Annotated in this window: 9 protein-coding genes and 5 pseudogenes; 4 read left to right on the plus strand and 10 right to left on the minus strand. The window is 57.5% G+C overall.

Annotated elements, in window-relative coordinates:
• Nucleotides 1-70: 70 nt before the first annotated feature.
• The 8 genes and pseudogenes from NKH73_RS31000 to NKH73_RS31035 all read right to left on the minus strand — a co-directional run bounded on the left by NKH73_RS31000 (nucleotide 71) and on the right by NKH73_RS31035 (nucleotide 7,725).
• Nucleotides 71-466: an amidase family protein gene (locus tag NKH73_RS31000; RefSeq protein ID WP_352939061.1), complete on the minus strand. Its 396-nt coding sequence runs from the start codon at nucleotides 464-466 to the stop codon at nucleotides 71-73.
• Nucleotides 467-836: 370 nt separating this feature from the next.
• Nucleotides 837-1,883, minus strand: coding sequence for an ABC transporter ATP-binding protein (locus NKH73_RS31005; RefSeq protein ID WP_352938982.1), 1,047 nt, complete (start codon nucleotides 1,881-1,883; stop codon nucleotides 837-839).
• Nucleotides 1,880-2,893, minus strand: coding sequence for an ABC transporter ATP-binding protein (locus tag NKH73_RS31010; protein WP_352938985.1), 1,014 nt, complete (start codon nucleotides 2,891-2,893; stop codon nucleotides 1,880-1,882). The genes NKH73_RS31005 and NKH73_RS31010 overlap by 4 nt, the downstream gene beginning before the upstream one ends.
• Entirely contained in the window at nucleotides 2,890-3,774 is an 885-nt protein-coding gene (locus NKH73_RS31015; RefSeq protein ID WP_352938988.1) for an ABC transporter permease, read from the minus strand. Before NKH73_RS31015 ends, NKH73_RS31010 begins: the two co-directional genes overlap by 4 nt.
• 1 nt (nucleotide 3,775) lies before the next feature.
• Nucleotides 3,776-4,714, minus strand: coding sequence for an ABC transporter permease (locus NKH73_RS31020; RefSeq protein ID WP_352938991.1), 939 nt, complete (start codon nucleotides 4,712-4,714; stop codon nucleotides 3,776-3,778).
• Between the two features lie 13 nt (nucleotides 4,715-4,727).
• Complete coding sequence (locus NKH73_RS31025) at nucleotides 4,728-6,311, minus strand: ABC transporter substrate-binding protein (protein ID WP_352938994.1); 1,584 nt, start codon at nucleotides 6,309-6,311, stop codon at nucleotides 4,728-4,730.
• A gap of 314 nt (nucleotides 6,312-6,625) precedes the next feature.
• Nucleotides 6,626-7,106: pseudogene (locus tag NKH73_RS31030) on the minus strand (transposase); the annotation flags it as partial.
• Nucleotides 7,107-7,461: 355 nt separating this feature from the next.
• Nucleotides 7,462-7,725: a hypothetical protein gene (locus tag NKH73_RS31035; RefSeq protein ID WP_352938996.1), complete on the minus strand. Its 264-nt coding sequence runs from the start codon at nucleotides 7,723-7,725 to the stop codon at nucleotides 7,462-7,464.
• 144 nt (nucleotides 7,726-7,869) lie between these two features.
• Between NKH73_RS31035 and NKH73_RS32655 the strand changes: the two are divergent.
• Nucleotides 7,870-8,052, plus strand: a pseudogene (locus tag NKH73_RS32655) (thiamine phosphate synthase); the annotation flags it as partial.
• Between the two features lie 481 nt (nucleotides 8,053-8,533).
• On the opposite strand, the gene NKH73_RS31045 reads toward NKH73_RS32655, so the two are convergent.
• On the minus strand, nucleotides 8,534-10,684 hold the full coding sequence (locus NKH73_RS31045; protein ID WP_352939002.1) for a CocE/NonD family hydrolase: 2,151 nt from the start codon (nucleotides 10,682-10,684) through the stop codon (nucleotides 8,534-8,536).
• Between the two features lie 542 nt (nucleotides 10,685-11,226).
• Between NKH73_RS31045 and NKH73_RS31050 the strand changes: the two are divergent.
• The 3 genes and pseudogenes from NKH73_RS31050 to NKH73_RS31060 form a co-directional block, all read left to right on the plus strand.
• Nucleotides 11,227-11,862, plus strand: a pseudogene (locus NKH73_RS31050) (IS6 family transposase).
• A 454-nt stretch (nucleotides 11,863-12,316) separates the two neighbouring features.
• Nucleotides 12,317-13,030, plus strand: a complete 714-nt coding sequence (locus NKH73_RS31055; protein ID WP_352939005.1) for a GNAT family N-acetyltransferase — start codon at nucleotides 12,317-12,319, stop codon at nucleotides 13,028-13,030.
• 241 nt (nucleotides 13,031-13,271) lie between these two features.
• Nucleotides 13,272-13,415 (plus strand): annotated as a pseudogene (locus NKH73_RS31060) (IS6 family transposase); the annotation flags it as partial.
• Here NKH73_RS31060 and NKH73_RS31065 read toward each other — a convergent pair.
• Nucleotides 13,391-13,570 (minus strand): annotated as a pseudogene (locus tag NKH73_RS31065) (DDE-type integrase/transposase/recombinase); the annotation flags it as partial. The pseudogenes NKH73_RS31060 and NKH73_RS31065 sit on opposite strands and share 25 nt — an antisense overlap.
• Between the last annotated feature and the right edge of the window lie 172 nt (nucleotides 13,571-13,742).

Genomic DNA, 13,742 nt, shown 5'->3' on the forward strand with positions numbered 1-13,742 from the left:
CCAAAGAAAGCTTGACGCCGGCACCGCGGTGCTCAGGGGCTCATGGCCGCCGGATACACGTCTGCGGTCTTCACCGGATGGGTACAGATCCGCCGCCATCGCTAGCCGACGCAACTGGCACGACGCCAGCGGCAACCGCCGCGCCCGAACCCGAGGATGAGCCGCCTGCTGTCCGATCTAGGTTCCAGGGATTCCGCGTAATCCCATACATGGCAGTTTCACTGAGGCCGGATGCACCAAGCTCGGTTGTTGTGGTGCGTCCTACAATCCGCAAGCCTCCAGTACGCGCCCGCTCCATAAAATAACTGTCGAGGTCAGGCCGGAAGCCTTGATAAAGCCGGCTTCCGCATTCGTAAAGCCTCCCAGCCTCGGTGAAGCTAAGATCCTTCCGTAGGAAGGGTACACCCGCAAACGGCCCTTCATCTGAGAAAGGTACCGATTCCGCGTCCTCGTAGAACTCTACCACCGCGTTGAGCGTAGGGTTAATTCGATCGTTGGCCTCACGTGCGAGCCTGACAAGTGACAAGCTCTACCGCGGTGAACCAATTCCGCGAGCCCGGTGGCGTCAAAACTGGAATATTCATGGAGCTTCATACGACTTCCTTTAATAACAAGCCTACGGTTCGCCCATCCGATGGGCGGGTAGCTTGGCCCGACCTCGCCACACCCTGCAACAGCCCTGTCGCCTTAACGGCGATGCTTGACCACCATCGATTCAGGCCGCGGTCGTGTGACCGAAGTAAAGGTGCAACCTACTTTTCAGAGAGCGAAAAGTTGCGCGTTCCGCACTTCTGCAGTGACGGCAATGCAATGTTGCCTGCACATCCAAGGCTTACTTAGTCACAATCATTTGGTTCCGACCGAGACAGGGTGTGACCCACTAAACCGGAATTGATTTCACGCTTGAGCGGGAAATGGCATCTGAAGCTGTGCTCCGCGTCATTCGGATTTGTTGAAGGTTCGGGGAAGACGCGGCTGCAGATATCCTGCGCGTAACGACACCTAGTGTGGAACTCGCAGCCGGATGGTCGCCTCATCAGGCTTGGCACCTCACCCTTGAGCTCTATCCGGTTCAGCACCGCATCCGGGTCAGGCTCGGGATTGGCCGCAAGCAGCGCCTCGGTGTAGGGATGGCGCGGTTGATCGAAGATACGCTCGGTCGAGCCGACCTCAATAAAGCGGCCGAGATACATGATCGCCATACGATCGGTCATGTGACGGACCACGTTAAGATTGTGCGTGATGATCAGGATCGCCATGCCGAGTTCGTCTTGAAGGCGCGCGAGAAGATTGAGCACCTCGCCCTGCACTGAGACATCGAGGCCCGCTGTCGGCTCATCGGCAATGATCAAGTCCGGATTAAGCGCAAGAGCACGCGCGATACCAACGCGCCTGGCCTGACCTCCGGAAAGCTGATGGGGATAGCGGCGAGCAAAATCAGCCGGCAAGCCGACCAATCGAAGGAGACGCTCCGCTTCGCCTCCGGCATCGCGAGGCTTTATCCCATGGATGCGAAAAGGTTCTGTCAAGAGCGATCGCACGGTCAGCCTTGGCGAGAGTGATCCGACGGGATCCTGGAACATCATCGCCATGCGCCGCAGGTAGGGCTTGCGTTCCGTCCCGCTGAGTTCCTCAATTTCCTGTCCATCGAAGCAGATGCTGCCGCTCACGGCCCGCTGCAAGCCGATGATCGTGCGGGCGATGGTGGATTTGCCTGAGCCGCTTTCACCGACAAGGGCGAGTGTCTCGCCCTTGCGGATTTCAAATGACACACCGCATACAGCGTCGATGAAAGGGGCTTTCGTCCCGGTTGCGAGCGCCTTCAGCGGACCCATGGTGCGGAAGCGGACCCGCAAGTCCTCAACACGAAGCAGCGCAGTCATGCCGGCACCAGCCGCTCTTCACCAAGGAGATGGCATCGGGCGACTTGGTCCATGCCGATACGATACTCGACCGGGTCCTCTTGCACACAACGATTGAATGCCTGGGGGCACCGGGTGCGAAAAATGCAGCCCTTCTTGCTGCCCAAAAGACTGGGCACCTCGCCGGGAATGGTCGGCAAAGTTCGTGTGCTTTTTTTGATGCGCCCGGGATCGCACTCAAGCAGCGCGCGCGTGTAGGGGTGAGCAGGATTGTGGAAGATGTCCCGAACGGCGCCCTGCTCCACCACTTCGCCCGCATACATGACTGCAACCCGGTCGCACAACTCAGCCACCGCGCCGAGATGGTGGGAGACGAAGAGAATCGAGCAACCAATTTCTGTTTGCAGATCCTTGAGCAAATGAATGATTTGCACTTCCAGCGTCGCATCAAGCGCAGTGGTTGGCTCGTCGGCGACGAGGAGCGCTGGTTTCACAAGCAGCGCCATGGCAATGCAAACACGCTGACGCATGCCGCCAGAGAAGTGATGAGGATAGGCGCAGATACGGCTTTGGGGATCGGGAATTCCGACACGGTGAAGCATCTCGAGCGCACGAGCGCGCTTTTTGCCCCGGCTTCCTTGTCCGTGGTGCTGGATATCGATCATCTGGTTCTCGATGGTCCGCACCGGATTGAGCGCGGTCATCGGATCCTGGAAAATCATCGAGAGACGATCGCCGAGCAGGCTCCGACGCGCCTGAGCGGGGATTTTGAGCAGATCCTTGCCTTCGAACAGGATGCTGCCGGACGTCACATCTGCATTTTCAGAAAGGAGGCCCATCACTGTATAGGCGAGCGTCGACTTCCCGGATCCACTCTCACCGACGATGCCAACCACCTGTGCGGCCGGGACATCGAGCGAAACGTTACGCAGGGCGCGGAAACGCCCACGCGGTGTGCCGAAATCGAGACTTAGGTCACGGATCTCAAGAAGCGGGGCGGACGTATGCTGTATCAGATCATCGCGCCTCATAGGTCTTTCCGCAGCTTGGGATCAAATATGTCGCGCAACGCCTCACCCAGGAATGTGAAGCCTAATGTTGCGAGGACGATTGGGATGCCGCTACCGATCACCAGCCAAGGGGTCTGGTTGATGTAGCTATAGCCATCGTTGAGGACTGCTCCCCAGTCAGGAGTCGGGGGCCGAACTCCCATCCCGAGAAAGCTGAGCCCTGCTTCCCAGGCGATGACGGCCGGCACATCCATGCTCACGAGGATGAGAAGGGGGCCGATCACATTGGGCAGAACATGGACGCCAAGGATGCGCGCCGTGCCTGCGCCCATGCTGCGCTCCGCAGCTATGTACTCACTGCTCAGCAGGGCCTGTGCCTGCGTGCGCAGGACGCGCGCATAGATCGGCACCGACGTTATTGCGATGACAAAAATGATACTGGCCAGACTCGGGCCTACAAGAGCGATGATTGCAAGGGCAAAGATGATGCCCGGAAACGAGCGGATCGTATCGAAGACAAGCAGGAGCAAATTGTCCAGCCAACGCGGCCCGAAGCCTGCGATGAGACCAAGCACGACGCCGACCGCCAGCGCACTGCCGAGGGAGGCGAAAGCGACAAGGAGCGGAATGCGGCCGCCCATGATGACGCGCGAGAATGTATCGCGGCCCAATTGGTCCGTGCCCAGCAGAAAATCCAATGACGGTGGGGCCAGACGAGGTCCGACCATAATTTTAATCGGATCATGCGTGATAATCAGCGGAGCGAAGAACGCGCTAACAAAAACGAGCACGACGAGCAAGGCTCCAAGCACGCCCAGACGATTCTTGCGCAATTGCCGCAAAAAGGTGCCTGTCGCCACCGCATCGTTGGGTTCGGGCCGAATATTTTCCACACTCACCATGTCAAAGCTTTTCCCGGGTTCGCGGATCGAGGAATGCGTTGACAAGATCCGAGAGCATCGTGGCGACAACGATAAGGAACGTGGTGACGAGCACGACGCCCATAACAATCGGATAGTTGCGCGTATTGACGGCATCCACGATCAACTTGCCGATGCCAGGTCGGGCGAACACCACCTCGATAAAGACGGCGGACGAAAGCAGCCATGCGATGCCTACCCCGAGGATAGTTACTGTTGGCAGGATCGCGAGTGGCAGCGCGTAGCGCGCAACGATGCGCCATTCCGAGATCCCGAAGGAGCGAGCCATCCGCACGTGGTTTTCCCCGAGGACCTCAAGCATCGAGGCGCGCACCAGTCGGGAGATGTAGCCGACCCAGCCAATCCCTATGGCGAAGGCTGGGAGGATGAGGTAGATTAGGCCATCTCGGAATCCACTGCCGGCTCCGATCGCTGGCAACCAGCGTAGGGTCACAGCAAAAATCAGCAGCGCGTAGACCGCCACAACGAAGGAAGGAATTGCGATCGCCGCGACCGTCACGACGCCGGCTACCTGGTCGACCAAGGAGTTGCGCCTTATCGCCGAGTAGCAGCCGAGTGGCACTGCGATCACGACCGCCCATAAGATCGAGACGAAGATCAGTTCGATCGTATAGGGTAATTGCTCGAAGACGATCTCCCTAACAGGCCTCTGGCTGAACGCGTCGAAGCCGAGATCGCCATGGAACACCCTGCCAAAAAAGATGGCGAGCTGGACGGCAAGTGGTTTGTCGAGCCCCATTTGCTGATGTATCTGTGCAATCATCTCTGGCGACGCCCGTGGACCGAGCAAAGTTATTGCTGGATCGCCGGGCACGGCATGGATCATCAGGAACAGAAGCGTCACCGCGATAGCAACGATTGCGACCGCGAGGACAGTGCGCTTCAGGAAATAGAGCCACATGATTCCGTAGAGCCTAGACTGGCTGGAAATCGTAAAAGAGAGGGGCACCGTCCGGGCGCGTTGAGGCCAGCGTTTTCGTGGTACGATACATGACTGGATTGGCCCCATTGGTTAGGAACCGGTAGCAGCCGGAGTCCTCCATGAGGTCCTGCATCTCCTGGTACAGTTTCCCCCGCGCGTCCGGGTCGTTGATGGTGTTTGCCTTGGCTGCAAGCTCATCGTAACGGGCACTACGGAAGCGCTCCCAGTTCCAGATGCCGATTTGATTTTGCAAGAACGGGTTAGTATTGTAGTTTGGATCCGGCAAACCGATGAACCCATTTACGATGAGCTGCAAGTCCTTCCAGCGCTCACCTTCCGACTCCATGCCGAGCGTCCAGAATGAGCTGTTATCTCGAATATTGACCTCGACCGAAATGCCGATCTGGGACAATTGTGCTTGCACGGTCTGAGCTATGGTTGAGTTAAGGCTATCGCTTGTGCAATCGATACTTAAGGTCAGATTGTTCACGCCAGCCTTTTCCAGAAATTCCTTTGCCTTTGCCAGATCGCCTTCTGGCGGAACGAGCGCCTTGGCCCGGTGCCCGACCAGCCCCGGAGCAATGGTGCCTGTCGCCACGTTGACCTGGCCCGCAAATGCCGCATCCAGAATTTGTGGCACATTGATCGCCCATTGGATCGCCTTCCGGACATTGATGTCCTTCAGCTTCGGGTGATCCATGTTCATGCCGATCCAGTAATACCAGAGCGAGGGCCATTCCTCGACCTTGGTGTCGGCGGGCGGGTTGCTCTTGAAGCCTGCAAGCGAATCCAGACTGATAGAAGTGAAATCCACATCGCCTGCCAGATAGGCGCGCTCCCGGGCCTTGAGGTCGTCGACTGGCACAACGCGGATTTCGTCAAAGCCCGGCTTCGGTCCCGACCATTCCGGATTGCGGGTCAAGAGTATATATTGGTTGGGCTTCCAGTCGGCGAGCACATAGGGACCAGAGAAAGCTGGCGGCTTGAGGCCGAAATCGCCACCGTCCTTGGTTGCCTTCATTACCGCATCTTCGGAAAGGACGTGACCGGTAGCATCGGTGAGCGAAAGGAGCCAAACAGGTACAAACGGCGTCTTGAATACTATCACGCCAGTATAGTCGTCCTCCAGCTCGACACGATCGAGCGAACCCCACTGAGGCGCAAGAAAGGACTTATGTTTGAAAATACGCTCAAATGAGAACTTCACGTCCTTGGCGGCCATTTCGCCGTGGTCGCCAGTGAACTTAATACCTTTTTTCAGGCGGAAGCGGATATGAGTCGGGTCGACCTGCTCGATGCTTTCTGCCGCGTCCAGTTCCCAACCCCACTCGGAGCCCGGCTTGTAGCGTATGAGCTTCGAATAGATGCAGCTCATCACGTCCACCTCTACCTGTCGGTTGTAGAAAGCGGGATCAAGTTTGGTGATGTCGCCATCGGAACATGCTCTGAGCACCTTGCCTTCGGCTGCCCAAATGACTTGCGACAACGGCATGCCGCCACCGAGGACACCCCCGCCAAGCACGGCGCCGGTCTTAAGAAAGGACCTGCGGCTCACATTGCCCATGATATGTTTCATGATCGTTCCCGTTCTGATTGTTTTGTTTAGCCGATAGGCAACATGAACGGTAGCGACGCGGGAGCAACAAAACAACGGAACAAAAAGTTATGCCCCGGACGAATAAATGTTATCGGAAAATGGGGTGCTATAGGTCTAGATGGGGTAACGGGCCGCCAACCGGGCCGCTCACTTCGGTACGGCGCTTGAGTGGCGCGCTCCGCAACCAGGGTAGGAAGCGAGCCGGAGGCATTGATTGCCTGGTTTGCCTCGCGGGGCCTTCTTCTGGCGCGAATCGGGCTGGAAGAGGAAGCCCTTGAGTGCGCCGAAGGCGATTTTCGCCATCGGGCCAGATTGTAGGCGGCGGATGCGAAGGTGAAGGCCCATCCGACACGGTTGCGGCCGCGGAACCTGGTCTTGTGCTGGCCGGCCACAATCTTGATCCAACCGAATGCCTCTTCGATGCGCTTCCTGATGCGCTGGCTGACGGTTGATCCGCCATGCCGCGTCGTGCGCTCGTTCTGCGCTTCATGCAGCGTCACCCTAATCGAGCGCTGCTTATTGACGATGTCTCCCGCGTCGTAGGCCTTGTCGGCGTCGAGCGTGATCGCCTGTGGCCGCACTGCTCGAGGTTCGATCATGTGCAGTACGGCCACCCGCTCGGCATGTCCGGCGCACAGTGTCAAGCGGGGGTCGACCATCAGGCCGGTGGCGGTTCTCCATCAAGCCATGTACCGGAAAGCACAGCTTGGCCTCCTTGCCTTGCCTTGCGATAGAGCCTTGCATCCGACCGGTGGTCGAGGCATGTCTGTCGTTCGGCCCCACTGCTCTAGAATTCCGGAACCGCGCCGGCCGTATAGACCAGCGCCACCACGGGGCCGACGCCACGCACTGTCATTAATCGCCGGCTGACCTCGTCATCCCGGGGTGATCATCGCCAGCTTGCGATGTAAGGTGGCAAAATGGTCTCGCAGCTGCCCGCGTGTCGAGTAGCGGTTCAACAATCCGTCAGGTCCCGGCATATCTGCGACGAGCCGCGAATGCGCGCGTCAAACTTCACGCTTCCGACAGCGCCGATCTTGAGGCCGAAGTTGCAGAGTACTCCGCGAAGATCGTTCTCGGCAAGGGCCTTTTCCTGAAATGGCCTTTTCCTGAAATAGTTTGCGCGCCGTCAACAACGCCCGCCGCTTTGGCTGGTTAGCGTCTTCGCATTTACCAGGCGGTACAGGTTGACGCGCATCATCTGCGCGATCCCGCACGCATCGTTTCGATCGCTCTTGTTCGGCTGGAACTTAAGGAATGACTTGATGTGCCGGGTCTCGATCAGATCACCGGCAAGCCAGCCTTGGCAAGGGCCGGCCTCAAGCCCGATCCGTTCAATCCGCGAGGCAGCATCGTTCAGAACTGCAATCAGGTCATCGGGATGGCTGACCACCTTCCCTCACGAAAAATGCCTCACGCTGCGTTCCTTTCCTGATGCTTGTGGCTGTTGCGTGCAGACCATGTTTTAACTATCACCCAAGCGCAGCACGGCCTCATACCAACTCGATGGGGGCGAGTACCAGGCCGAATACCCCATCTTGAACGCATCAGCGGGCGGAAGCACCGGGTCGCGCCGATCACATTGGTCTATCGGCGGCCTCAACCCGGTCGGCTCAACGGCGTTTTCGAGGCTGGCGCGGACAGCGCGGCTGTGGTCGCCGGCATCACGTTGAATGCCGATCCCGAAGCGCGCAGGCGAGATTGGATCGAAAAGACCGACGGCGCTGAGTCGCGAACCGCATGTGCGCGAAAATCCGTAAGTGCCGGCGATACTCATCCCGGTGCTCGCCTCCTCATCCGGCAGGCAGCTTCTGCAAGCGCGTGCGCTCGGCCTTGGAAAGCTTGATCTGATGCCGCTTTCCCGTGTCGTCACGCCAATCTCATCGAGCTGGCGGTCCTGGCCAGATCGGACTTGGCTGTGGATGACGAAGACATGCTGCGGCAGGGAAAAGCGTTTGCTTGCCGCCGTGCCGCAAGCGCATTGGCAGGCCGCGACGCGCCCGTCTGGCATCGGCATTAGTTTAGGGGCGGCAACTCTTTGCGCCAGAGCTCAACAGTAAGCGGGCATCGCCGGTGGAACGCGGCATCCACTCGACAGATTGATAGGGCTAGGCACCTCGCCCTCAAGTGGTGCCTCCAGCGCCGCTTCGAAGAGGATCCTTCACTTTGGTGATCCTCCTCCGTCATCCAACACCTGGATATCAGACTAGCATGCGTGGGATCGTACGATTCCAAGTCTTGGAAAATATTTCGATGTCGTGTTCGAAGGCCTTAATCTGACTCACAAGCAAAAAATCGTCCTTGGTCAAGCTGACGCGCAGAAGGCTCTCGACTCGGCAGTCCCAGTCGCCACGTTTGAACGTCGTAATGTACTGCGCTTCGCTCTTGGCGCCCGTCGGATCATGCTCAAGTATTTCCTTCACCTCGCTTTCTGTCGACCACATTTCAGTGCCTGTGGCATCAATCCTGGATCGTCCGTCGCCCTGGGCGTTACGTATCGTAAGTTTGCTAGTCGCGGCATCCCATTCAGTTACTCTGGTTGGCTCTGGCGTGTCCTCTAACACCGTGTGTCCGGATGTGGGTTCTGGCGAGAAAGCCGGGCCGAAAGGCTTCAATTCCTTATCGTCGGCCCGCGGCGGTCGTACCGGCAGCTCGAGCTCGGATCGACCCGCATAAACCGTCAGGACCACCGGCTCTGGCGACGGCCAATATGACGGCCAATGTGAGGTCGACACGGCAACACGAATGCGCCTACCCGATTTGAAGACATGGGCACAATCCTGCAAAGGCAAGCGAATGCGATAGCGCTTGCCGGGCTCCAGAGGTTCGGGAAACTCATCACTGTCCCGTTGGGTCAGATTCAGCACGTTATAAGTGATTCGCTTCGATTGGCCGTCGGGCTCGACTTCATTGAGCCTGATGGACAGAAGCGCAACCGGCTTGTCCACCGCTAAATCGATGGTGACCACAGGCGCGCCCAGTATCTCGAAATCCCCATCGAGCGGGTCGGAATCGAATGTCAGCGAGCGAGCGTCGTCAACACGCTGATCGATCGGCGCATCCTCGACGCTTCTCAAATACCAACCAGGCGCCGTTATTCCGACCGTCTGCAGAGGTTTGAGAAGACGCGCCGCTTCAGCGCCGGCATCATTCTCCAGTCCGTCTTTGGTGAGATAGAGTTTGCGCGGCCTGATGCGAGGCGACGGCCAGGTATCCTCAGCCACCCACCGGCCGGGAGTCTGGTGTACGCCGCGCATTGCAGGCTCCTCCTGCATCCATACGCGGTACATCGGCTCGGCCATGATGCCCGTATCGATATCCTTAAGCCAGTAATCCCACCAACGCAGGGCTTCGGGTAGCCAGTCTATTGCGGGGCCCGGTTCGCCGGAGTTTGGATATTGGTGCCCCCAGGGGCCGACAAGCCCTTTGCGCGGGCATTTGAGGTTGGCGAGCATGCGCGGAACTGTACGGTGAAAGGGATCGAACCAGCCACACACCGCATAGACGGGGCATTCAAAGGCACCATAGTTTTCGCGGACCGATGCGTGTTTCCAGAACGCGTCACGGTGCTGGTGGCTAACCCAGTCCCCGACATAGAAGTCCATGTTCTTGAGGCGCTCCATCCACATGTCGCGCCAGCGGTCTCCAACGATAGCCGGATCGGGAGGACGCGCAGGAAATGCGTTCCATCGGGCACCCCATGCAAGCCCGAACATGTCCTCGTTGATCAAACCACCGGTGTAGGGCTCTTCGGAATAGCGGTCCTCAGTCGAGCAAACAGTGATGATCGCCTTTAGCTCAGGTGGACGTCGTGCAGCCACTTGCAGCGCACTGTAACCGCCCCAGGAAATCCCAAACATACCTACCTTGCCGGTACACCAGATTTGCTTGGCGAGCCAGGCGATGATCTCGACCCCGTCGTCCTGCTCCTGCCTGACCCACCCATCCTGCGGCAGACCCTCGGAATCCCCAGATCCGCGAATGTCCGGGCACACACAAGCATATCCAAAGGAGGCTAAGTACGGATGGAAGGTTTCTTCATAAAGGCGTCTGCTGTCGCGCTTGCGGTAGGGGACATATTCCATTAGGATTGGTACCGGATTTTGCTCGGCATCTTCCGGCAGCCACATGCGCGCCGCGATCTTAGTACCGTCGGACATCGGAATCCAAAAGTTTTCGATTTCACGCACCGTGCGTGGGCCTGTTCGCGCCTTGGCCAATGAGGTTTGGGCGCTCACCGCCGTGGTGACAGATGGGCCGGCACTGACTCTGCCAGGAAGCACTACGTCCACGTCCTTAGAGACCGCGCGTTGAGTTACCGAGATCCGATCGGTTTCCCCGTTATTGCTCATTCAACGCTTCCTTCGTTATTGCTTATTCAAAATTGCTTATTCAAACCTCACTCGCTCAGGCCCAACATAACAGGTCGAGCGACAAGGCGCGCGTCTGCGTCCACTTCGTCGGCGATGATACAACCACAACAATCAGAATCTAATTTCGCGGAAAGACATCGAAACTCCCGACCATGTTGCATCGGATCTTCCGATGATTCGCGGTCTCGCGGTTGCACCCAATCGGCGCCGCTTTTGAAAACCTTCGTATACCCCCGCTATCGCAGTACTGTTTATTCCTGCAGCAACTTGGATCGGCAGTTCTATGAGCTCAGGTCCATGGATGGGATATCAAAACGACTCTCAAGATCGTGTATTCACTATCCATCCCCGTAGCTATACTTCATAAATTACTTTTGTGCTAATTGTTTACGTGACGCTAGAGATTGGGATGCAACAAAGCAACCGGACAAAAATTTATGTACCGTATGACTAAATGTTATCAGACAGATGGCCAACTGATACTCCGCTTGGCGCAGCGGGTGCTACCTTGATGTTTCCCGCTGAACTGCCCTGTGCGCTGGTACCTGGCCTACAATCTGAGCGAGCGTGATCTTGAGGAGATGATGGCCGAGTGCGGCATTACGGTCGATCACACGACCATCCACCGATGGACCGTTCGTTTCTCGCCCTTGTTGCTCGAGCGCTTCAAGAGGCGCAAGCGTAGCGTGACCGCCAAATGGGATGTCGACGAGACCTACATCAAGGTCCGCGGCCAGTGGATGTATCTCTATCGTGCCATCGACAATGTCGGTGACACAGTCGAGTTTTGGTTCAGCGAGCAGCGCGACCTGCCGGCGGCCAAGCGCTTCTTCAGAAAGGCGCTGGAGCGTCATGGCCGACCGGATCGCGTCGTCATCGAAGGGAGCCAGGCCAACCACGAGGCGATCGTTTCCTGCGGCACCACAAATCGCTTGCAGGATCGCGCCCGGCGGCCGGCTGAAGCTGATCAGCATCCGCCGGAGCCAGTATTTGAACAATCGGATCGAGCAGGACGATCGGCGCATCAAGCGCCGAGTCCGGCCGATGCTCGGATTCAAATCGACGGCCATCGGCACCACCTCCTTTCCGGCATCGAAATGATGCGCAAGCGACAGGCGAGGTACGCCTTCAATCCGAATTCGTCCCTGGCCGAGTAGTTCGAAATTCTCGCCGCCTGATTTACCTCGCGTCAGGCCTCTCTGCGCCCCTCTTCAGCCGTTGCAACAAAACCATTGCAAGTCCCTATCAAATTGCGTTTCTTTGCATCACCCTTGAATCACAGAGCACCGCAGCGATCCTTGGGAACGAATGGATCGAGCGTCGGTGATGAATTTCATCGGAAAAGGATCCCAATTCGCGGCAAAGCACCGTTGGATGGCCCGATTTGGAGGACGCATGCGCACCTCTATCTAGTATGGTCGTTTTGCTGGTGACAAGGTAAGCCCGAGAGCAATTTTCGTAGCTATTTCTCCGTAGAATAAACCCCTCTCGATGAATGTGGTTATGCAACGAAAATTTCGATTTTCTGCCTTGCTCGGTACTGTGGACGGGTTTCCATGAAGCAGTCGACGATGACAACAAAGAATATGATCACTGTCCGTGGCTTTAGAAATGAAAACGACGAAATTTCGCGATCTATGTGGTATGCTGGAGTTTCGCGCTGCCGAGGCCCTGCAGCGAGCTGTCTGGGGGGATGCCAGTGCGTCCGGCGAAATGATTATGGTAGTTCAGGCAGAAGGCGGACTTGCCGCGGGTGCCTTTGTCGACAGCAGCCTCGTCGGGTTTGTCTTCGGATTTCCTAGCGCAACGCCAGGCATCCAATATTGCCACGCGCTGGCGGTACTGCCGGAAATGCGGGGACGCGGCATTGGCTTAGCGCTAAAATGGTATGAACGGCGGTGGTGTCTAACTCGCGGCTTCCGGCATGTGCGCTGGACTTTCGATCCAATGCAAGCAGTCAATGCAGCCCTCTATATTAACCGGCTAGGAGCCGGGTCTACAAAGTATCTGGTCGATTATTACGGTACGAGTGGCGGGATCAATGAAGAATTGCCGTCCGATCGTCTACTGGTTGACTGGTTCCTTGATCACTATATCGTCAATGCGAAATCGGAGCGTCGCTTCGCGGATGAAGAAGTCGGTGATTGCCTGCGCATTCGACTTCCTCGGGATGTGGAAGCGTTGATGCCACATGACAAGAAGAGGACGTTGACCGCAACGCTTGCGCTTCGTGAAAGCCTGCGCGACGCCTTCTCAAATGGCTATCGGATAAGCGGATTTGACTGCACCGAGCGTGCCTACATCCTGGCCGAGGGAGACCGGTAGCTTCTCCTGGGTTTGCGCGGCGCACAGTAGGAGCGGTTTGGGCTTAAATAGTGAGGGCACGTCTGGCTCTGGTGCTCGAAATCGTGCCCGCAGTCGGTCGCGAAGCTGACTATTCATCTCCTGTCGGAACCTCCATCAGCAGGTAAGCGGGATCGGATCCGTTGTCTTTTTATTACCAAAGCTGTGGCAAGGACTTCGATCATTATCGGAGGATTGCAATGTTCAAAGGCCGTCATAGTCCGTGGTCCTGCATTGCGTGCGCTGGTACCTGGCCTACAATCTGAGCGAGCGTGATCTTGAGGAGATGATGGCCGAGTGCGGCATTACGGTCGATCACACGACCATCCACCGATGGACCGTTCGCTCCAGCGCCTTTCTGAAGAAGCGCTTGGCCGCCGGCAAGCCGCGCTGCTCGCTGAACCAAAACTCGACTGTGTCACCGACATTGTCGATGGCACGATAGAGATACATCCACTGGCCGCGGACCTTGATGTAGGTCTCGTCGACATCCCATTTGGCGGTCACGCTACGCTTGCGTTTCTCGCCCTTGTTGCTCGAGCGCTTCAAGAGGCCGCTTTGCGCGGGTCTCGACGGATTACCATGTCGAGTTCCAAAGCTTCTTCTATTCCGTGCCGCACGGCCTCAACCGTCGGCAGGTCGATATCCGGGCGACAGCACGGATGATCGAGATCTTCCATCGCGGCGTGATCGA

It is taken from the genome of Mesorhizobium sp. M0938 (assembly GCF_040319125.1).
In the GTDB taxonomy this organism is placed as follows: Bacteria; Pseudomonadota; Alphaproteobacteria; order Rhizobiales; family Rhizobiaceae; genus Mesorhizobium; species Mesorhizobium robiniae.